22 protein-coding genes are annotated in these 18,501 nt (G+C 60.5%); 16 read left to right on the forward strand and 6 right to left on the reverse strand.

All coding sequences use genetic code 11. The features are described from left to right. The 10 genes from Q0Z69_RS11985 to Q0Z69_RS12030 form a co-directional block, all read left to right on the forward strand. The coding region (locus tag Q0Z69_RS11985) for a DUF2634 domain-containing protein (RefSeq protein WP_298033816.1) at positions 1 to 573 on the forward strand (573 nt) is incomplete at its 5' end. Between the two features lie 12 nt (positions 574 to 585). Continuing rightward, positions 586 to 882: a putative phage tail protein gene (locus Q0Z69_RS11990; protein WP_298033819.1), complete on the forward strand. Its 297-nt coding sequence runs from the start codon at positions 586 to 588 to the stop codon at positions 880 to 882. Positions 883 to 978: 96 nt separating this feature from the next. Further along, complete coding sequence (locus Q0Z69_RS11995; RefSeq protein WP_298033822.1) at positions 979 to 1,167, forward strand: hypothetical protein; 189 nt, start codon at positions 979 to 981, stop codon at positions 1,165 to 1,167. 15 nt (positions 1,168 to 1,182) lie between these two features. Beyond that, positions 1,183 to 2,403: a DUF6273 domain-containing protein gene (locus Q0Z69_RS12000; RefSeq protein ID WP_298033825.1), complete on the forward strand. Its 1,221-nt coding sequence runs from the start codon at positions 1,183 to 1,185 to the stop codon at positions 2,401 to 2,403. A 12-nt stretch (positions 2,404 to 2,415) separates the two neighbouring features. Then, positions 2,416 to 3,078 (forward strand): hypothetical protein, encoded by a 663-nt coding sequence (locus Q0Z69_RS12005; RefSeq protein WP_298033828.1) that lies wholly within the window; start codon positions 2,416 to 2,418, stop codon positions 3,076 to 3,078. Next, a complete protein-coding gene (locus Q0Z69_RS12010) occupies positions 3,068 to 3,487 on the forward strand; it encodes a putative ABC transporter permease (protein ID WP_298033831.1) in 420 nt (139 codons plus the stop codon). Before Q0Z69_RS12005 ends, Q0Z69_RS12010 begins: the two co-directional genes overlap by 11 nt. 12 nt (positions 3,488 to 3,499) lie before the next feature. Next, complete coding sequence (locus Q0Z69_RS12015; RefSeq protein ID WP_298033835.1) at positions 3,500 to 3,796, forward strand: hypothetical protein; 297 nt, start codon at positions 3,500 to 3,502, stop codon at positions 3,794 to 3,796. Positions 3,797 to 4,342: 546 nt separating this feature from the next. Then, entirely contained in the window at positions 4,343 to 4,837 is a 495-nt protein-coding gene (locus Q0Z69_RS12020) for a hypothetical protein (RefSeq protein ID WP_298033838.1), read from the forward strand. 14 nt (positions 4,838 to 4,851) lie between these two features. Further along, a complete protein-coding gene (locus tag Q0Z69_RS12025) occupies positions 4,852 to 5,052 on the forward strand; it encodes a holin (protein ID WP_298033841.1) in 201 nt (66 codons plus the stop codon). A gap of 40 nt (positions 5,053 to 5,092) precedes the next feature. After that, entirely contained in the window at positions 5,093 to 5,785 is a 693-nt protein-coding gene (locus tag Q0Z69_RS12030) for a lysozyme (RefSeq protein WP_298033844.1), read from the forward strand. 331 nt (positions 5,786 to 6,116) lie between these two features. Here Q0Z69_RS12030 and trmD read toward each other — a convergent pair whose 3' ends face one another. Beyond that, the gene (gene trmD, locus Q0Z69_RS12035; RefSeq protein WP_298033847.1) at positions 6,117 to 6,905 is read right to left on the reverse strand and encodes a tRNA (guanosine(37)-N1)-methyltransferase TrmD; all 789 of its coding nucleotides are present in this window, start codon (positions 6,903 to 6,905) and stop codon (positions 6,117 to 6,119) included. Beyond that, positions 6,895 to 7,401 (reverse strand): ribosome maturation factor RimM, encoded by a 507-nt coding sequence (rimM, locus tag Q0Z69_RS12040; protein ID WP_298033850.1) that lies wholly within the window; start codon positions 7,399 to 7,401, stop codon positions 6,895 to 6,897. Before rimM ends, trmD begins: the two co-directional genes overlap by 11 nt. Before the next feature lie 336 nt (positions 7,402 to 7,737). Here rimM and Q0Z69_RS12045 point away from each other — a divergent pair, with 336 nt between their 5' ends. Then, positions 7,738 to 9,003, forward strand: a complete 1,266-nt coding sequence (locus Q0Z69_RS12045) for an SLC13 family permease (RefSeq protein ID WP_298033852.1) — start codon at positions 7,738 to 7,740, stop codon at positions 9,001 to 9,003. A 94-nt stretch (positions 9,004 to 9,097) separates the two neighbouring features. Here the strand turns inward: Q0Z69_RS12045 and upp are convergent, their stop codons facing one another. Genes upp through tsaE form a run of 3 tightly spaced genes read right to left on the reverse strand, consistent with a single transcriptional unit; the run spans position 9,098 to position 10,886 of the window. Further along, complete coding sequence (upp, locus tag Q0Z69_RS12050) at positions 9,098 to 9,730, reverse strand: uracil phosphoribosyltransferase (RefSeq protein ID WP_298033854.1); 633 nt, start codon at positions 9,728 to 9,730, stop codon at positions 9,098 to 9,100. A 32-nt stretch (positions 9,731 to 9,762) separates the two neighbouring features. Continuing rightward, complete coding sequence (gene tsaB / locus Q0Z69_RS12055) at positions 9,763 to 10,458, reverse strand: tRNA (adenosine(37)-N6)-threonylcarbamoyltransferase complex dimerization subunit type 1 TsaB (protein WP_298033857.1); 696 nt, start codon at positions 10,456 to 10,458, stop codon at positions 9,763 to 9,765. Then, positions 10,455 to 10,886, reverse strand: coding sequence for a tRNA (adenosine(37)-N6)-threonylcarbamoyltransferase complex ATPase subunit type 1 TsaE (tsaE, locus tag Q0Z69_RS12060; RefSeq protein ID WP_298033860.1), 432 nt, complete (start codon positions 10,884 to 10,886; stop codon positions 10,455 to 10,457). Before tsaE ends, tsaB begins: the two co-directional genes overlap by 4 nt. Positions 10,887 to 11,278: 392 nt before the next feature. Between tsaE and Q0Z69_RS12065 the strand changes: the two genes are divergently transcribed. Then, positions 11,279 to 12,469, forward strand: a complete 1,191-nt coding sequence (locus Q0Z69_RS12065; RefSeq protein ID WP_298033862.1) for an FtsW/RodA/SpoVE family cell cycle protein — start codon at positions 11,279 to 11,281, stop codon at positions 12,467 to 12,469. A 100-nt stretch (positions 12,470 to 12,569) separates the two neighbouring features. Then, on the forward strand, positions 12,570 to 13,553 hold the full coding sequence (locus tag Q0Z69_RS12070; protein WP_298033864.1) for an Ig-like domain-containing protein: 984 nt from the start codon (positions 12,570 to 12,572) through the stop codon (positions 13,551 to 13,553). Positions 13,554 to 13,592: 39 nt separating this feature from the next. On the opposite strand, the gene Q0Z69_RS12075 is transcribed toward Q0Z69_RS12070, so the two are convergent. After that, entirely contained in the window at positions 13,593 to 13,931 is a 339-nt protein-coding gene (locus Q0Z69_RS12075) for a helix-turn-helix transcriptional regulator (RefSeq protein WP_298033866.1), read from the reverse strand. Positions 13,932 to 14,145: 214 nt separating this feature from the next. Here Q0Z69_RS12075 and Q0Z69_RS12080 point away from each other — a divergent pair, with 214 nt between their 5' ends. Genes Q0Z69_RS12080 through abc-f form a run of 3 tightly spaced genes read left to right on the forward strand, consistent with a single transcriptional unit; the run spans position 14,146 to position 18,491 of the window. Further along, on the forward strand, positions 14,146 to 15,213 hold the full coding sequence (locus Q0Z69_RS12080; RefSeq protein WP_298033868.1) for a D-alanine--D-alanine ligase: 1,068 nt from the start codon (positions 14,146 to 14,148) through the stop codon (positions 15,211 to 15,213). Positions 15,214 to 15,217: 4 nt separating this feature from the next. Then, on the forward strand, positions 15,218 to 16,597 hold the full coding sequence (gene murF, locus Q0Z69_RS12085; RefSeq protein WP_298033870.1) for a UDP-N-acetylmuramoyl-tripeptide--D-alanyl-D-alanine ligase: 1,380 nt from the start codon (positions 15,218 to 15,220) through the stop codon (positions 16,595 to 16,597). After that, positions 16,590 to 18,491 (forward strand): ribosomal protection-like ABC-F family protein, encoded by a 1,902-nt coding sequence (gene abc-f / locus Q0Z69_RS12090; protein ID WP_298033873.1) that lies wholly within the window; start codon positions 16,590 to 16,592, stop codon positions 18,489 to 18,491. The genes murF and abc-f overlap by 8 nt, the downstream gene beginning before the upstream one ends. Positions 18,492 to 18,501: the final 10 nt, after the last annotated feature.

Genomic DNA, 18,501 nt, shown 5'->3' on the forward strand with positions numbered 1-18,501 from the left:
GAGGGCCTGCCCCTCTGCCGGGAGACGGATTGGGATTTTACCGCCAATCAGCCGGTCTGGCGGGACGGCTCGCCGGTCTTTGTGACCGGGCAGCGGGCGGTCCTGATCTGGGCCTGGAACGCACTGCATACGGAGCGGTTTGCCCACGACGTTTACAGCTCCGACTATGGGCCGGACTTTTCCGCACTGCTGGGTCAGTCTTACGCTGAGGAGATCCGGCAGTCTAAGGCTATCCGGATCGTCCGGGAGACGCTGCTGGTGAATCCATACATCACCGGCGTCTCGCAGGTCAGCGTGGCAGAGCGGGAGATCCCGCTGACCGCATCTGTGACCCTGGTGGAAGGATACACTGCTGACCGGGTCGGGGATCAGCTGGAAGCAGCGGTCAACGAACTGCTGTCCAGTCAGCCATTCGGAACGACCGTCACGATTCCTTTCAGCCGTTTTCTGGCCTGCCTGCTGCAGTGTCCAGGCGTAGCGGATTACAGTGCCTATACCGTAGACGGGGCCTCTGCCGCCGTGACCATCAACGCCGGGGATGCTCCTGTGGTGGGAACCATCACCATTACCTGAGGAGGCGAGAGCATGAGAGAGACCCTGCCGGAGCGGGAACGTGTACCCGCCTACCATTACGCCTGCGAGCAGAGCAAGGCGATCATCGAAACGCTGGCGGACGCCAGCCTGGAGGCCAAGGCCGCGCTGGAAGACGTCATCGACCAGTTTTTTGTGGATACGGCGACCTGGGGCCTGCGCCTCTGGGAACAGCAGGTAGGCATCCAGACAGACGCCTCTCTTTCCCAGGCGGCCCGCCGGTCAGCCATCAAGCAGAAGCTGGTGGCCAGCGGCAACACCACGGCGGAGATGGTGCGGGGACTGGCATAATCCATCACCGGCTATGAGGCGCGGATCATCGTCAACGGTGACTACAGCTTTTCCCTGGAATTTCTGAGAGGGACCAACACTCTGGCAGACATCAATGTGGAAGAGGTCCGCTCTATTGTAGAGCAGATCAAACCAGCCCACCTGCGTTTTGTCATTTCCGGCCTCACCTGGGCCGATGTGGAGAGCGTGGAGCTGATCTGGCAGTGGTTTGAGGACAATCCAGCAACGTGGGCGGAATTTGAATCGAAGTTCTGCATCCACAAAAAGCAAAATACAGAAGAATAGGAGGAGGTCATTACAGTGGAAAGAACAGAAAGATTGAAACTACCCATTTTTGACAGCAATGATTTCATTAAACATGAGGATTTTAATGCTGCATCACGCAGCCTGGAAAATAATCTTCTGAAAGACACCACGGCTGCGCTGTACGGGCTGGGAACGGATGCCGTGCCGGATGAGGTGCTGGCGGCGCTCTCTAAGGCAGCGCTTTTAAAAACTGTCGGACATGAGCCAGTTTATCAGGAAGTCACCATGGATATTTCCTCGCTTGCCGTCGGCGATACTGCACGTATCCCAGTCGGGGATTCTGTCATTGAATATTGGATTGCGGCAAAAGATTATGAGCCGGAGCTAAACGGGACTGGGCGAACGCTGCTGGTGGCCAAATCAGGCATTAATGGAGGGGCCTATAATTCCGAAACGGCAGATAGCACATATTATCTTGGAAGTAAGCCCGATGTTTATTTGGAGGAAACTTACAAGCCGCAAATACGGGCAGATGTCAGGGAAGCAATCGGGACCACGACGATAAAGGTAAAAAAATATTCTTCTGATGAAATTTTTAATATTTTACGTGGAGTATTTATCCTTTCGGCGTCTGAATATGGCTATAAAAGCCTGGGTGATGGTATTGCTCTCTCTATCGCATCCACAGTAATGCCATCAAATGATTGTTGGACAAGGACCCCAGGTTCTACATATCCACAAGTTTATTATGTTTCTCAATCTGGCAACGGCGCTACCAATTGCGCGAATAGCGAATCGATTGCGCCTGCTTTCACATTACCAAATGATTTTACGTATACCATCTATGCCGATGAAGGCGGAAACTATTTCCCGGAACAGGCATATACACCTATTCATCAGGTTCTTACCGATGTACTTGGAAATGGTGCAGGTACGCCCAAAATTGAGATCGGCTCCTATTGGGGAACGGGGACGTTTGGTGCGGATCATCCGAATATTTTGACCTTTGATAGGAATGTGTCGCTTTTGGCCGTTTATACGGCAGATCGTGGATTGCAGCCATCATCCGGGGGATTCAGGGACGGTGTTATATGGCTGCCCTCGGTGAAAGAAACCCAGGTCTATGTTGATTCAAGCGGCTCAAATATCCGTTTTTCTCAGGATGGCAATTCTATTGCATGGCACAGCACCGTTGCCGCGTCGAGCTCAGCTGGTCCAGGCTATCAACTTAATGTATCCGGGCAGCAATATTTTTATTTCGCCATCACGCAATAAGGAGGCTCACCTATGAAAATCATCAACATCACATCCCCATTCCCGTATCCGCCTCTGCAGAGCTGGTCCGGGGCCACGCCGCCGGAGGGCTGGGCGGAGTTCCCGGAGCGGTTCACACCGGTCTTTTACCCGGCAGACAAGCGGTTTGCTGGCTTTGTCTCCCTCACTGTGGAGGGCGGCGTGGTCACCGCCTGCGCCTGGGATGAGGAAGCCTATCAGGCATACTGCGAGGCCCAGGGAGCAGCAGATCTCACCGCCGTCAAATCGGCCAAGCTGGCGGAGCTGTCCGCCGCCTGCAACGACGCCATCGTGGCCGGGTGCGGCGTGACCCTTACGGACGGCTCCACGGGCCGCATCCGCCTCACCGACGAGGACCAGATCAACCTGAGCGCGGCGGTGGGCGCTGTCCAGCAGGGCGCGGCGGGCTATCCCTACCACCTGGACGGGGAGCTGTGCGCCGTCTATCCGGCGGCAGACATCCTCATCATGGGCAATGCCGCCACGGCCCACAAGCTGTACCACACCACCTACTGCAACCATCTCAACGCCTGGGTCCGGCGCTGTGAGACGGCGGAGGAGGTGCAGGCCATTTCATACGGCGCGGCCCTCCCGGAGGATCTGGCGGCCAACATGGCGGCCGTCCTGGGGGCCATGGAGGGCGGCTATGCGTCATAACATGCTGGGCCATGCCCTGCGCTGGGCGTTGGGCGGGGCGCTGTACGGCCTGCTGGAGCTGGTCTGGCGGGGACACACCCACTGGACCATGATCCTGCTGGCGGCACTGCTGTGCATCCCCCTGGACCTTGCCAACGAGCATATGCCCTGGGAGCTGCCCCTGTGGGAACAGGCCCTTTTCGGCGGGATGGTCATCACGGCTGCCGAGCTGCTGGCGGGGCTGGTCCTCAACCTCTGGCTTGGGCTGGGGATCTGGGACTACTCCGGCCTGTGGGGCAGCATCCTGGGGCAGGTGTGCCCGCAGTACGCGGCACTGTGGTGCTTGCTGGCAGGGCCTGTGATCGTAGCCTTTGACTGGCTGGATCATTGGTTCTGCGGCGGGAAGCGGCCCCGATACCGGCTGATTTAGGAGGTTTTGCCAATGACCAATGAGGAAGTGGCGGTCCGGCTGGAGGACCACGAGCACGAGATCAAGTCCCTCAAACACCGGATGAACAGCGTGGAGGAGAACACCCAGGCAGTGACCCGGCTGGCCACGGCGGTGGAGGTGATGGCGACCAAGCAGGACGCCATGTCCGTCAGCGTGGACAAGCTCACCGGCAAGGTGGAGGCGCTGGAGGCGGAGCCGGGAAAGCGCTGGAAATTCGTGGTGGAAAAGGCCATCTACTTTGTGGTGGCGGCCCTCATGGGCTTTTTCCTGGCGCGCGTGGGGCTGTGAGGGCATGAAAAAGCCGCCCGGGCGGGCGGCAGACGCAAATTGACAAAAAGCGGCGTTCCATGGTATGATGAAAGCGTACCTCGTATTCCCCGTTTATGGGGTCCCCGCAAAACTTGTTTCGTGGGGAGAGGAGGCACAAGGAAGCGGTGTGCGCTTTCGGCAAAGCCGGAAGTGCATGAAGCGGACTTTGTGCCGACGAGGGACCCTGGGCGCTGAACAAGACGGCAGGCGGTTGGCCACATCCTCCGAAAGGAGGTGAGGCTATGCCAATTACGATAACACTACATATCCTCGGATATACAGTGACGATTCGTATCAAAGGCAGAAACCGCCACCCCGGCAGGTGACGGTTTCCTTTGAGTGACGGTTTCGTTGCTCTAGTCAACCTTAACTGACTGGGCTAACCGCTTGTCGCAGCGCCCTTGTACTTTCATTATACCGCTCCGCCGAGATTTGTCAAGTGCAGATCAGGCGGGGCGTTTTTTCGCCTGTGCAGATATCAACACCTGTACCGATCAACACAGAGGAAAAGAAAGGAAAGACACTATGGAAAACATCAGAGAGATCATCACCAAGTATACCACCGGCAAGGCGAGCCTGGAGGAGACCAACGAGGCCCTGGCCGGGTCCGGCATCCACCTGGAGCCGGGGAAAAACGTGCTGACGGAGGAGGAGCTGCGGGCCACCACCATCGGCTGCTATCCTGACCAGGCCAACGGCTTCGGCCTGCTGGATTCCGGCACCGGGACCCTGGATAAAGTCCGGGTCAACCACGGGACCCTGGTCAACTGCGACATGGGCGAGCAAAAGGCCATGGTCTGCATGGCGGGCCGCTGGTACTATGTCCAGGGCCGGGAGCTGGTGGAGGAGAATCCCTATGCCGGCGAGGACGAGGCCGTGCAGAAGGACATCGACTGGCGGACCCGGCACCCCGAGGCGGCGGGGAAGTCCCTGCGGCAGCGGACGAAGAAGGGCGTCTTTGACGTCTGGTACAACGAGGACGGCCAGGCCGTGAAGGCCGCGAAGGTCCAGTTCAACTGAAGGAGGATACAGATATGAACGAGCATTGGAAGAATTGGCTGAAGGCGGCGGGCGTCCGGGCCGTCAAGACCGTGGCCCAGACCGCTGTTGCCACCATCGGCACCGCCGCGGTGCTGGGGGAGGTCAACTGGCTCATGGTGGCCTCCGCTTCCGCCCTGGCGGGCGTGCTGTCCATGCTGACCAGCGTGGCGGGCCTGCCGGAGGTGGAGGCGTGAAGCGCCTCCGCATACCGTGAAGCGAGAGGATGTGAACGCTGTGAGCAAACGACCCATCGGCACCGCAGGACTGGCGCTGATCCAGAAGTTTGAGGGCTGCCGCCTGAAGGCGTACAAGGCCGTGCCGACAGAGAAGTACTGGACCATCGGCTGGGGCCACTACGGCCCGGACGTCCAGGAGGGGCAGGTCATCACCCAGGCCCAGGCGGACGCCCTGCTGGTAGCGGACTGCCAGCGATACGCTGACGCGGTGGATGATCCCGCTAACTGCCCTCTGACGGCGCAGCTCAACGCCAACCAGCGGGACGCTCTGATCTCCTTCACCTTTAACTGCGGCGTGGGCAGCCTGCGGACCCTCTGCAAGGGCCGTACACTGCCTCAGATCCGCGAGGCCATGGCTAGATATAACAGGGCCGGAGGTAAGATCCTGTTGGGCCTGATGCGCCGCCGGGCAGCAGAGCAGACGCTGTTCAACACGCCGGTAGAGCCGGCAGAAAAGGAGGACACGAAAATGGTTTACAAATATCTGAAGGATATTCCGGAGAAGTTCCGGCCCGTCATCGGGCAGCTGATGACCGCCGGGATCATCCAGGGCGACGGCAGCGACCCGGAGGGCAACGGCGACGTCATCGACCTGACCCATGAGCAGGTGCGGACGCTGGTGTTCGTCTACCGGGGCGGCGGCTTCGACAGGAAGCTCCAGGCCGCGGGGATGGAGACAGTGGTGCGGTGAATCGTGCCCGAATCGGGCACATGTGCGAAAGAATGGAGCCGGTGGTAAGGTAAGTTAGATTACCTGAAACGCTAACAAAAATGCTAACGGCAAAAGGAGCCTAGTATTTTCAATGGGTGTGGGTGTTTTTCCGGGCGTTCGAATCCTTCACCCGCTGCCAAACGAAAAACCTCGGAACTGCAAGGGTTCCGAGGTTTTTTGTTGTGCGTCAAGGGTTCGCGGCGTTTTTTGCATCTGCTGATTTCGCTTTGTGCATACGAAAAAAACTGCTCATATGTGAAAGGATCAGAGCAAATTTCACATGAATTTGCATAACGCATTGTACGGGACTTCAATTTGGATGCTGCGCCTTCGATTCTTCGGCGTCCTCTGCGGCCAGTTCGTCCTTGGCCTGCTGGAGGACCTTTTTTTCTGCTTTGGTGGTCAGCTGAGCTTCGTCAAATTTGGCGAACATGTCCGGGCGGCGGCGCATGGTGCGCTTGTAGCTCTCCTTTTTCCGCCAATCGGCCACCTTGCCGTGGTCGCCGGAGAGCAGGACCTCCGGCACGGCGCGGTCATGCCAGACAGCAGGGCGGGAATACTGGGGATACTCCAGCAAGCCATTCCAGTGGGACTCCTCTTCAAAACACTCCGCATCCGGCAGTACACCGGGGACCATGCGGCACACTGCGTCTGCCACTGCCATAGCAGGGATCTCACCGCCGGTGAGGACAAAGTCACCCATCGAAATCTCCTCATCTACGCACTCATCAATGAAGCGCTGATCCACGCCCTCGTAGTGGCCGCAGACCAGGATCAAGTGATCGTACCGCTCCTTCAGCTCCCGGGCCACTGCTTGAGTGAAGGTCCTGCCGCAGGGGGACATGAAAATGGTGTGGCCGGGGCCGTGGGTCTCTACGATATGCATCCAGCAGCGGTATAGGGGATCCGCCTGCATGACGGCTCCCCGGCCTCCGCCGTAGGGATAGTCGTCTACCTGCATCTGCTTATTGGTGGTGTATGTCCGGATCTGGTGGGTGCGGATGGCGATATGGCCCCGCTCCTGGGCACGTCCCAGGATGCTGACATTCAGCATGGCGTCCACGGAGTCGGGGAAGAGGGTCATGATATCAATGTTCATCGGACGCCATCCCTTCCCACACGTGGACCTCCATCCGGTTTTCGTCCAGATCCACGGATTTGATGAAAACATCCTTCACGGCGGGGATGAGATACTCCTTCACGCCCTTGACGGTATAGACCTTGTGGGCGGGATAGCTGTCTACGGCGGTCAGTTCTCCCAAAAAGGCACCGGTAGCGGCGTCGTGGACCTCCATGCCCAGCAGCTCGTCGTCAAAATAAGCGCCGTCAGGCAGGTGGGCGTCCTCTCTCCTGATGTATAGGCTTTTTCCTTTACAGGCTAGAGCGGCGTTCATGTCGTCCACGCCGGGGAACTTCATCAGAACCAGATTTTTATGGACATGGCTGGCGGTGGGGGCGACAGGCTGGCCGTCGATATAGAAGGTCTTGCACTTGGTGAGAAGGGATGGATCGCCGTCTCGGGGCTGCACGCGGACCTCGCCCCGGACGCCGTGGGCATTGACGACGCGGCCGACATTGATGGTTTCCAGTTTCATGGAGCGTGTCTCCTTTGTGAGTTGGATCCCTGCAGTGGATCGGGAGCGGCTCTCTGAAATGCCGGGCCGCTCCGCACCCTCCGCGGGCAAGAACAGTATACCCTGTTTTTTCCGGACAGGCAAGCGGCTTCACACATTTTTAACTTGACGGGGGCGCCGTCCGTCTGATATCCTGTAACTGTAAAAGGGAGTAGCTAGCGCCGCTGAGGCGCCATATGGTCCGTCAGCTCAGCCGTCAGGCTCGGGCCATGTGCTTGGAAGCGAGACTTTTGCCGTATCTCACGGTGAAGGTGTCGCTTTTTTCGCGGCCTCACCGATGTTCAGGAGGAGTGACCTATGTTCAAGACTCTCGCTTTGGTGATATTCATTGGCGTCTACGCCCTGTTGCTGCTGCTGCCAAAATACCGGGCCTGGGTGGCGCTGGCCGGGGCGGCAGTGTTCGTGGCTCTGGGCGTCGTGCCTTGGGAGGCGGCGGCCACCGCCATCGATTGGAATGTGCTGCTGATGCTGGCGGGTATTATGGGCACCGTGGACCTGTTCATCCGCTCGAATATGCCGAACCGGCTGTCAGACTACCTGGTGCGGCTGCTGCCTAATGTAAAGCTGCTGATCGTGGCGCTGGTGCTGTTTGCTGGGCTGGTATCGGCCTTCGTGGACAATGTGGCCACAGTGCTGATGCTGGCTCCGGTGGCTCTGGCCATCGCCAGGCGGCAGGATATCTCCCCGGTGCCTCTGGTCCTGGCCATTGCGGTGTCCTCTAATCTGCAGGGGGCGGCCACGCTGGTGGGGGACACCACCTCCATCCTGCTGGGGGGCCACATGGGGCTGGATTTTCTGGACTTTTTCGCTTATCAGGGCAGGCCAGGCATGTTCTGGGTCGTGCAGGCGGGGGCCGTGGCCACGATCCCTGTGATCCTGCTGCTGTTCCGCCAGGAGACGGGCAGGCTCCACGGAACCCGTCTGACCCCGGTGACGGACCGGCTGCCCACGGTCCTGCTGCTGGGCACGGTGGCGGCGCTGATCCTGGCGTCCTTCCTGCCGGAGAAGCCGGACATCACCAACGGCGTCATCTGCATGGCCTTCTTCTTGATGGGCTTGGCGGCGGAGGCTCGGAAGGACCGCTGCGGCGCGGCGGAGACCATCAAGAGCATCGATTATATGACACTTCTGCTGCTGGCGGGTCTGTTTTTGGTGATCGAGGGCGTCAAGCGGGCCGGTATCATCAGCGATATCAGCCAGATCATCGCTCACATGGGCGGCGGCAGTCTGTTTTGGACCTATACCCTCATCGTCTGGTTCTCAGTGCTGGCCTCCGCCTTTATCGACAACATTCCCTACACCGCCGCCATGCTGCCGGTGGTGGGAGGTGTGGCCGCGTCCCTGGGGATCGACCAGGCGGTGCTGTGCTTCGGCCTGCTGACCGGGGCCACGCTGGGAGGCAACCTGACTCCGGTGGGGGCTTCCGCCAATATCGCCGCCGGAGGTATCCTGCGGAAAGCGGGCTGCGAGGTGAGTACCGGGCAGTTCATGCGCATCGGCGTACCCTTTACCCTGACGGCGGTAACGGTGGGATACCTGCTGGTCTGGTTCCTGTATGCGTAAAAAGCTGGAGCGGATATTCCGCTCCAGTTTTTTTGGCAGAAACCGCTGCGGGGACGCTCCAGAGGCTTTGCCGCCGCCGGATCATTCGGGGGAATCACTTCGTCCCGAAGATCCGGTCTCCCGCGTCGCCCAGGCCAGGAACGATGTAACCGTGCTCGTTCAGATGGTCGTCTACCGCGCCGCAGAAGATATCCACGTCGGGATGGGCCTTCTGGATGCAGTCGATGCCCTCGGGGGCGGCCACCAAGACCATCAGCTTGATGTGCTGGCAGCCCCGCTTCTTCATCTCGGAGATAGCGGCGTCGGCGCTGCCGCCGGTAGCCAGCATGGGGTCCACGATCAGGATGTCCCGCTCGGCCACATCCTTGGGCATTTTGCAGAAATAGACATGCGGTTCCAGCGTCTCCTCGTCCCGGAACATGCCGATGTGGCCTACACGGGCGCTGGGGACCATCCGCAGCACGCCGTCCACCAGGCCCAGGCCCGCCCGCAGGATGGGCACCACGGCGAACTTCTTGCCCTTCAGGGTCGGGGCGTTCATCTTGCACAGGGGGGTCTCGATCTCCTTGGTGGTCATCGGCAGGTCCCGGGTCGCCTCATAGGTGATGAGCATGCCGATCTCGGAGACCAGCTCCCGGAAATCCTTGACGCTGGTGTTCTTGTCCCGCATGATGCTCAGCTTGTGGGCTACCAGGGGATGGTCCATCACATGTACTTTACCGCTCATGATCGTTTTCTCCTTTATCTAAAAAAATCTTTTTATTTGGTCCGTTCCTGCAGGCGCTGGGCCTGGGGAGGGCGGAGATAGACGGGTTCCAGCTCCTGAGGAGATACCAGTCCGCCGGCGGCGGCCAGAAGCTCGGCCTCCAGGGCAACGCCGGCGGCGTTCTGCATCACCAGATGCGGCGGGGCTAGGCGGCAGGGGATACCAGCCTCCGTCAGGAAGGCGGCGGTGAGCGCTCCGCCGTCGCCCACCACGGTCTTAGGACGGGGATCGGCCCGCAGCTCCTCCGCCAGGTCCTCCAGAGAGATGGCCCGGTCAGGGATCAGACGGACCGGCACGCCGTCCTGCGCCTCAAACAGGGCATTGTAGATCTGGTTCCGGCGGGCGTCCATGGCGCAGACGATGAGACCGCCGAAGAAAGCCACGTTTCGGGCCATGGCGGCCAGGGTCGATACGCCCACGGCGGGCTTGTCCGCGGCAAAGGCCAGACCCTTGGCAGCGGAGACGCCGATGCGGATGCCGGTGAAGGAGCCGGGACCAGCCGCCACGGCCACGGCGTCACAGTCCTGGACCGTGAGGCCGGCGTTTTTCAAAATATGCTCTACAATAGGCATCAAGGTGCGGCTGTGGGTGAGGCCGGTGTCCTGGTAGCCGGAGCAGAGGAGCCTGCCGTTTTCCGTCACGGCGGCGGAGACGGCCTTGGCCGAGGTTTCCAGCGCGAGTATCTTCATGGCAGGTCCGCTCCTTCAATGGTGATGGTCCGCCAGTCGTCCCCCTGGGGACAGCGGGCCAGAGTGATCCGGACGGCGTCGGGCGGCAGGGCGTCCGCGGCCCGCTCGCTCCACTCCACGGCGCAGACGCCGCCCCGCTCCAGATAATCCTCCCAGCCGATGTCGAACAAAGCGCCGGCATCCGGCAGGCGGTACATGTCAAAGTGGAAGAGGGGCAGGCGGCCGCCTTCATACTCGTTGACGATGGTAAAGGTGGGGCTGGTGACCCGGCCGGGATAGCCCAGGCCCCGGGCCAGGCCCCTGGCAAAGGCGGTCTTGCCCATGCCTAGCCCCCCCTGAAAGGCCACTACTGCGCCGGGGGACAGCACGGCGGCTAGCCGGGCGCCCAGGTCCTCCGTCTCCCGCTCACTGCGAACTGTATATTCCAAAAAAGGCACCGCCCTTCTGCGTGTCAAAAATTGCCGCCATTCAGTATATCACAATTTGAACGAAGTGTAAAAAGAAATTTGCGCCGTTTATCATCAAATCACTTGAAAAGCGGTAAAGCCGCTTTTCAAGTGTCACAGCGCCTGCGCTGTGACAGGCCGAGGTTTGCGGCCTTGATTTGGATTTCATAGTCAATGGCCCCACGCTTTTTGCGTACGGCAGGCGGAACCCAGATGAAAAAACGTTTGCAATTTTTCAAGTTCATTGACTATACACCACTTTCTCTTTGTGGTATACTAATATGCAGTTGTGCGGCGAATGCCCGCCGGAGAGACTTCCCCTGCGGGGGAGGCCCCGGAGAGGGAAGCACTGGTTTAGAAACGGAGACCCGCTTATGCTGAAGCGATTGAAAGCGATCCTGACGGACTTTTTCCAGCAGGCCGATGTGGTGCTGCTGGGGCTTTGCTGTGTCTCGTCCCTGTATGGAATAGCCCTGATCGCCAGCGCGACCCGGTACAAGGGCTTCGCGGACATGGCCCGGTATGTGGGCAAGCAGGGGATCGCCATGGGGCTGGGCATCTGCGCCTATATCTTCATGTCCATGGTGGATGTGGAGATCCTGGTGAAAAGGTGGAAGTGGCTGGTGGTGTTCAACGTGGTGTTCATCGGCCTGCTGCGGACGCCCTTTGGCGTGGGCGGTACCACCGTCGGCAACCAGGCGTGGCTGAAATTTCCCGGCATCCCTTTCCAGATCGGACCGGCGGAGGTGGTGAAGATCACCTTTACCCTGCTGCTGGCCAAGCAGCTGGCATGGCTGCGGGAGGAAAAACGGGACCTGAAGTCCTTTTCCTCCGCGTTTGCCGTGGCGGCGCATACGCTGCTGCTGATGGGGTGGTATGTGGTCATCTCCCACGACATGGGCAACGCGCTGACCTTTTTCTTCATTTTTCTGTGCATGGCTTTCGCAGCAGGCATTGCACTGCGGTGGTTCACGCTGCTGTTTGCGGGGATCGGCGTGGGCGTGGCCGGCGTGGTAGTGCTGGACATGGTGGAGAAGGTCCCCAAGAGCGTGGCATACATGGTGGAGCGGTTCAAGGTGCTGTTCGACCACAGCTATGACGCCGAAGGCGTGGGCTGGCAGCAGGGCCGCAGTCTGCTGGCCATCGGCTCCGGCGGCCTGTTCGGCCAAGGGTACATGAACGGGACCCAGAGCCAGAGCAGCTACGGCCTGCCCATGCGGTGGACGGATTTTATCTTTTCCGTCTGCGGCGAGGAATTGGGATTGGTGGGATGTCTGGTGATCATGTTGCTGCTGGCGGCCATTATCATTCGTATACTGATCGTGGCAAAGCGCAGTCAGACGCCCTTCCAGTGTTACGTCTGCGTGGGCGTGGCGGCGATGCTGATATATCAGACGGTCATCAATATCGGCATGTGCCTGTTCGTGATGCCTACCATAGGCATCACCCTGCCCTTTTTCAGCTACGGCGGCTCCTCGCTGCTGACGCTGTACGCCGCCATGGGGATGGTGTCCGCCATCAAAAAGCGCTCGCCCGCCATGCGGGGCTACCGAGGGAAGCGATAGAGAGGAAAACAGCCGGGATGCTCCCGGCTGTTTTTTCTGCATATTTTTGACGGAGGAGAAAACACTACGCCTGTACTAATTGATACAGGAGGAACAAGCTTTGAAAAACATCTTGATGAAACGGGCGACCGCCCTGGCGCTGGCGGCGGCGCTGGTGTCCAGCAGCAGCGCGTCGGCCCTGTTTGGGAAGAAGCAGGCGGAGCCGGAGGAGGGGGCGCCTGTCGCCAGAGAGATCGAGATCCGGACCTATCGGGGCATTCCCTATCAGGCCCAGTTCCAGGCCAGCGACAGTGAGGGAGAGGACATGACCTTTGCGGTGGCGGACCAGCCTCGGAAGGGCACCGTCACTGTGGACGGCGCCAACTTCACTTATACCCCGGACGAGGGACTCACCGGCGGCGACAGCTTCACCTATACCGCCACCGACAGCGGGGGACGGGTATCGCAGCCAGCCACCGTCACTGTGACCATTGAAAAGACCCGCTCCGGCGTGACCTATGCCGACACCGGGAACAGCGCCGCCGCTGCCGCCGCTCAGGAGCTGGCGGAAGCGGGCATCTTCACCGGAACAAAGATCGGAGAGCGGTACTGCTTTGAGCCGGATAAACCGGTGTCCCGGAGTGAATTCCTGGCTATGGTGCTGGAAACGGCGGGCCGGGAGGTCACCGACGTGACGATGACCGGATTCTGCGATGACGCCAGCATCCCGGTCTGGGCCAAGGCTTATGCCGCCGCCGGTGTGTCGGAGGGCATCGTCCAAGGCAAGACGACTCCGGAGGGAGCGGCTTTCCAGGGGGAGGACGCCATCACCTTCAATGAGGCCGCAGCGGTGCTGGACCGGACGCTGGATCTGGGGGATGTAGAGCTGGACGTGTGGTACGCGGACCGGGAGGAGGTCCCCTCCTGGGCGGCCCAGGCCGTGGGAAACATGGAGGCAGTCAGTGTGCTGGCCGCCGGCAGCTTTGGCAGCGCCGACATGGAGCAGGTAGTGACCCGGGCCGACGCCGCTCAGATGCTCTGTGCCGCCAGGACCCTGCTGGAGGGGGAGAAGGACTCTGGAGGCCTGTTTGGCTGGCTCCACTGAGAACGCAAAAACAGCCGCCCGCCGGGCGGCTGTTTTCATTTACTTCACGCCCCGCAGCAGTTCTTCAGGGGGAATGCCGAAGAGCTTGGCCAGGGCGAAGAGATTGGCGGTGCTGGGGTCCGCGGCGCCTACCTCCCATTTGGAGACCGCCTGCCGGCTGACGCCGATGGACTCGGCCATGAACTCCTGGGTCATTTTGCAGCGGGTCCGGTGTGCCTTGATGGCTTCGCCCAGGGAGCGGGCCTCTGCGGAATGTTCCGTCCGAACGTCCCTGCTCCGCAGATATTTCCGCAGGGCGCGGATGGCCAGGATCAGGAGCCAGAGGAACAGGCCCAGGGGGATCAGGGAGAGAAGCCCTATGATGATGGATACAGCCATAGATCGTTACCTCCTTCAAGATGGGTACAGTCTAGCAGAAAAGCCGGGTTGCAACAACCAACTATGGCGCAACTTCCTGCCATGGTCTGCCCCAAAAGAGACTTTTGTTTTTATCAGTTGTATTCGAGAAGGATTTGTGCTAAAATATAAAAGATTATAATAGTATTCGTATGTACATTTCCATGCAGTTCAAAAATAGAGAGGATCGAGCGGTATGAAGATCGTTGTGTTGGCAGGGGGCATCTCCACGGAGCGGGACGTGTCCCTGGTGTCGGGGGCCGGCGTGTGCCGGGCGCTGCGGGAGAATGGACACCGAGCCATTTTTGTGGACATGTTTTTGGGATTGGAGGAAGTCCCGGAGGATCTGGAGACCCTGTTTGACGCACCGGACGGCCTGTGCCCTCAGACGCGGGTACAGGCATCGGCGCCGGATCTGGAAGCGGTGCGCCGGAGCCGGAGGGACCAGACACCCAGCCATATCGGCCCCCATGTGCTGGAGCTGTGCCGGCTGGCGGACATCGTGTTTTTGGGACTTCACGGCCAGGACGGCGAGGATGGCCGCATCCAGGCGGCGCTGGACCTGCTGGGCGTGCCCTACACCGGCGCCGGATACTTGGGCAGCGGTATGGCCATGGACAAATCCATCACTAAGGTGATGATGGACCGCTCCGGCATTCCCAACGCCCCCTGGCGGGATATCCCCCATTATACAGAGGCAGACATCCCCCGACTGACGGAGGAGCTGGAAGTGCCCTGCGCGGTGAAGGTGGTCAACGGCGGGTCCTCCATCGGCGTGGCCCTGCCGGACACCAAGGAGGAACTGGCCCAGGCCCTGCGGGACCTGCTGGCCCAGGGCAGCCACATTATCTGGGAGAAGAAGCTCTATGGACGGGAGCTGACGGTAGCGGTGCTGGGGGACCGATGGCTGCCGGCGGCCGAGACCATCCCCGCCAATGGCGCATTTGACTACATATCCAAGTACCAGAGCGGCGAAAATGGCGGCGCCCGGGAGATCTGTCCGGCGGAGCTGACGCCGGAACAGATGGAGACCGCCGGACAGCTGGCCCTGCGGACACACCGCTGCCTGGGGCTGGAGGTCTACTCACGGACGGACATGATCCTGGACAGGGACGGGAACTTCTGGTGCCTGGAGGTCAACTCCCTGCCCGGCATGACGTCTGCCAGCTTCGTGCCCAAGGAGGCGGCCGCCGTGGGCATGACATACAACGAGCTGTGCGAGGAGATCGTGCAGCAGTCCTATCGTCTGAAGAGAAGAGGTTGATAAGATGCAGCCCATGACCGTAAGAGAGATCACAGCCGCCGTGGGCGGTATCTGGTGGAATCCCCGGGAGGATGTGCCTGCTGTTTCTGCCGTGTGCACTGACAGCCGGAAGATCATCCCGGGCTGCCTCTTTCTGCCCTGGGTCGGAGAGAAGTTCGACGGCCACGACTTCATTGACGCGGCCCTGGACACCGGCGCGGCTGGGTGTCTGTGCGCCAAACTGCCGGCAGACCTCCGGCCAGATAAGTTCTACATCAAGGTAGACGATACCCGGCTGGCCCTGCGGGACCTGGCTGCCGCCTATCGGGACAAATTCCACATCCCCGTGGTACAGATCACCGGCAGCGTGGGCAAGACCACCACGAAAGAAATGATCGCCGCCGTGCTGGGGGCGAAGCTGAAGGTGCTGAAAACGCCGGAGAATTTCAACAATGACATCGGCGTGCCTCTGACGTTGCTGGGCCTTGCGCCGGAGCATCAGGCGGCGGTGATCGAGACCGGCATGAACCACTTCGGGGAGATCGCGTATCTGGGGGCCATGGTGCGGCCGGATATTGCCGTCATCTCCAACATCGGCGATGCCCACATCGAATATCTGGGCAGCCGGGAGGGCATTTTAAAGGCCAAGTGCGAGATCTTTGAGCATTTGAAGGACGGCGGCGCGGCGGTGCTCAATGGAGACGACGCCCTGCTGGATACTGTGGAAGTTCCATTCCGGACCATCCGCTGCGGACAGACCGGCTCCGGACACTGCCAGGTCCACATTACCGATATCCTGGACCACGGTGTGGAAGGCATCACCTGCACGGTGACCACCGCGCGGGACAGCTATGCCCTGACCGTCCCTGCACCGGGAGAGCACATGGCCTACGCCGCGTCTCTCGCTGTGGCGGTGGGCGAGGAGCTGGGCCTCAGCCGGGATGAGATCATTCGGGGGGTGGCGGCTTACGAGCCGTCCGGCTCCCGGATGCGGGTAGTGCGGCTACCGGGCGGCCGCATCGTGCTGGACGATTGCTACAACGCCAATCCCCAGTCTGTGACGGCGGCGCTGGAAGTGCTGGCCAAAACGCCCTGCGACCGCCGGGTCGCGGTGCTGGGCGATATGGGTGAGCTGGGTGAGCTGACGGAGCAGGCCCACTACAACATGGGCGCTCTGGCTTCCATGCTGGGCATTGATTTTGTGGCGGCCATTGGGGAGAAGGCCGTAAAGATCGCCGACGGCGCTGCCCAGAGCGGCGGCGACGTGCTGCATTTCGCAACGAAAGAGGAGGCCATCGCGGAGCTGAAGCAGCAGCTGGCGCCAGGGACGGTCATGCTTGTAAAAGCGTCCCATGCCATGCGCTTCGGCCAGCTGGTGGACCAGTTGAAAGAAACGTATGATTGATATTCAGGTAAACAGCCTGGTCAAATCCTTCGAGGTGGGCCGCAACGTGCTGGACGGCCTTACCTTCCAGATCGACCAGGGAGAGCGGGTGGGACTGCTGGGCCGTAACGGCGCTGGCAAGACCACACTGTTCAAAATACTGACGGGAGAGCTGGATTTTGACGAGGGCCAGGTGACTGTGGGCCAGGGGCGCCGCCTGGGTCTGATCTCCCAGATCCCGGTATATCCGGCAGGCTATACCGTGGAGGATGTGCTCCGCTCTGCTTTCAGCCGGCTCCACGAGCTGGCGGGGGAGATGGAGGCGCTGGCAGCCCGGATGGCGGCGGGGGACAGCGATCCCGCCCTTCTGCGGCGCTATGGCGCGCTGAGCGAGCGGTTCGAGGTGTTTGGCGGCTATGACACCGACGTGGCGGTAAATAAGATCGCCAGCGGACTCTCCATTTCGGACGAGCAGCGCCGCCAGCTGTTCGACAGCCTCTCCGGCGGCGAAAAGACCCGGGTGAACCTGGGCCGCCTGATTCTGGAGGACACGGACATCCTGCTGCTGGACGAGCCTACCAACCACTTGGACCTCCACGCCACTGAATGGCTGGAGGAGTATATCCGCCGCTTCCGGGGCACGGTGGTGGTCATCTCTCACGACCGGTACTTCCTGGACCGGGTCGTGACCCGGGTCATCGAGATCCAGGATGGAAAGGCGGAGTTTTACAGCGGCAATTACAGCTTTTACGCCGTGGAGAAGGAGCGCCGGTTCCAGGAGCGGATGAAGCAGTACGAAAAGGAGCAGGCCAAGATCCAGCAGCTGGAAAAGGCGGCGGAACAGCTGCGGCTGTGGGCCTTTCAGGGCATGGACAAGACTTATCGCCGCGCTATTTCCATGGAAAGGCGCATCGAGCGGATGCGGACCACCGCCAAACCCACCAAAGCGAAAAAAATGGACGCCCGGTTTTCCACCGCCGAGTTCCACGGGGACGAGGTGCTGGGCATCCGGGAGCTGGCCAAGTCCTATGGGGACAAGCATCTGTTCGACGGCATCAGCCTGAAGGTGGAGGGCGGCGAGCGGATCGCCCTGATCGGCGACAACGGAACAGGAAAATCGACCCTTATCAAAATGATCGTTGGGGAGCTGTATCCGGATGGCGGGCGCATCAGGCTGGGCCCCCAGACCAGATTGGCCTATCTGCCCCAGATCATCCATTTTGACCATCCGGACTGGAATCTGGTGGAAAACATGATGGCGGCCAAGCGGGGGCTGTCGGCCCAGTCCGCTCGGAACCGGCTGGCGGCCTATGATTTCCGGGGAGAGGACGTACTGAAGCCGGTGTCGGTCCTGTCTGGCGGCGAGCAGAGCCGCCTGCGGCTGTGCATGCTGATGGACGACGAGATCAACTTCCTGATCCTGGACGAGCCGACCAACCACCTGGATATCGCCTCGAGAGAGTGGATCGAGGAGGCTGTGGAGTCCTACGACGGGACCCTGCTGTTCGTCAGCCACGATCGTTACTTCATCAACCGCTTTGCGACCCGCATCTGGGAGCTGGCAGGGGAGACGATCACCGACTATCCCATGGGTTTTGCCCAGTACCGGCAGGTGAAAGCCCAAGAGGAAGCGGAAAAGGCAGAAGTTCCAAAGCCTGTAAAGGAGAAGAGCATTATAGACCGCTCCCAGCGGGGCAACAAGGTCCAACAGGCGGCGCGCAGGCAATTGACCATCTGTGAGCGGGATATCGCCAAAACGGAGGAGAGCCTTGCGGCGCTGGATGGGGACATGGAGGCCGCCGCCTGCGACTATGAGCGCCTGAACGAGCTGATGGGGGAGAAGGAGGCGGTCCAGGCGGAGCTGGACGCGCTGTATGAGAAGTGGGAGAGTCTGAGCCTGGAGGCGGGCGAGTAACAGAGAAAGA

The sequence above is a fragment of the uncultured Dysosmobacter sp. genome (assembly GCF_947631165.1).
Taxonomy (GTDB): domain Bacteria; phylum Bacillota; class Clostridia; order Oscillospirales; family Oscillospiraceae; genus Oscillibacter.

Bases quoted from the DNA above. Each gene is read 5' to 3' on its own strand.
- Q0Z69_RS11990 (WP_298033819.1), top strand. From the start codon at position 586: ATGAGAGAGACCCTGCCGGAGCGGGAACGTGTACCCGCCTACCATTAC.
- Q0Z69_RS12005 (WP_298033828.1), top strand. From the start codon at position 2,416: ATGAAAATCATCAACATCACATCCCCATTCCCGTATCCGCCTCTGCAG.
- Q0Z69_RS12010 (WP_298033831.1), top strand. From the start codon at position 3,068: ATGCGTCATAACATGCTGGGCCATGCCCTGCGCTGGGCGTTGGGCGGG.
- Q0Z69_RS12015 (WP_298033835.1), top strand. From the start codon at position 3,500: ATGACCAATGAGGAAGTGGCGGTCCGGCTGGAGGACCACGAGCACGAG.
- Q0Z69_RS12020 (WP_298033838.1), top strand. From the start codon at position 4,343: ATGGAAAACATCAGAGAGATCATCACCAAGTATACCACCGGCAAGGCG.
- Q0Z69_RS12025 (WP_298033841.1), top strand. From the start codon at position 4,852: ATGAACGAGCATTGGAAGAATTGGCTGAAGGCGGCGGGCGTCCGGGCC.
- trmD (WP_298033847.1), bottom strand. From the start codon at position 6,905: ATGAACATTGATATCATGACCCTCTTCCCCGACTCCGTGGACGCCATG.
- rimM (WP_298033850.1), bottom strand. From the start codon at position 7,401: ATGAAACTGGAAACCATCAATGTCGGCCGCGTCGTCAATGCCCACGGC.
- Q0Z69_RS12045 (WP_298033852.1), top strand. From the start codon at position 7,738: ATGTTCAAGACTCTCGCTTTGGTGATATTCATTGGCGTCTACGCCCTG.
- upp (WP_298033854.1), bottom strand. From the start codon at position 9,730: ATGAGCGGTAAAGTACATGTGATGGACCATCCCCTGGTAGCCCACAAG.
- tsaB (WP_298033857.1), bottom strand. From the start codon at position 10,458: ATGAAGATACTCGCGCTGGAAACCTCGGCCAAGGCCGTCTCCGCCGCC.
- Q0Z69_RS12065 (WP_298033862.1), top strand. From the start codon at position 11,279: ATGCTGAAGCGATTGAAAGCGATCCTGACGGACTTTTTCCAGCAGGCC.
- Q0Z69_RS12075 (WP_298033866.1), bottom strand. From the start codon at position 13,931: ATGGCTGTATCCATCATCATAGGGCTTCTCTCCCTGATCCCCCTGGGC.
- Q0Z69_RS12080 (WP_298033868.1), top strand. From the start codon at position 14,146: ATGAAGATCGTTGTGTTGGCAGGGGGCATCTCCACGGAGCGGGACGTG.
- murF (WP_298033870.1), top strand. From the start codon at position 15,218: ATGCAGCCCATGACCGTAAGAGAGATCACAGCCGCCGTGGGCGGTATC.
- abc-f (WP_298033873.1), top strand. From the start codon at position 16,590: ATGATTGATATTCAGGTAAACAGCCTGGTCAAATCCTTCGAGGTGGGC.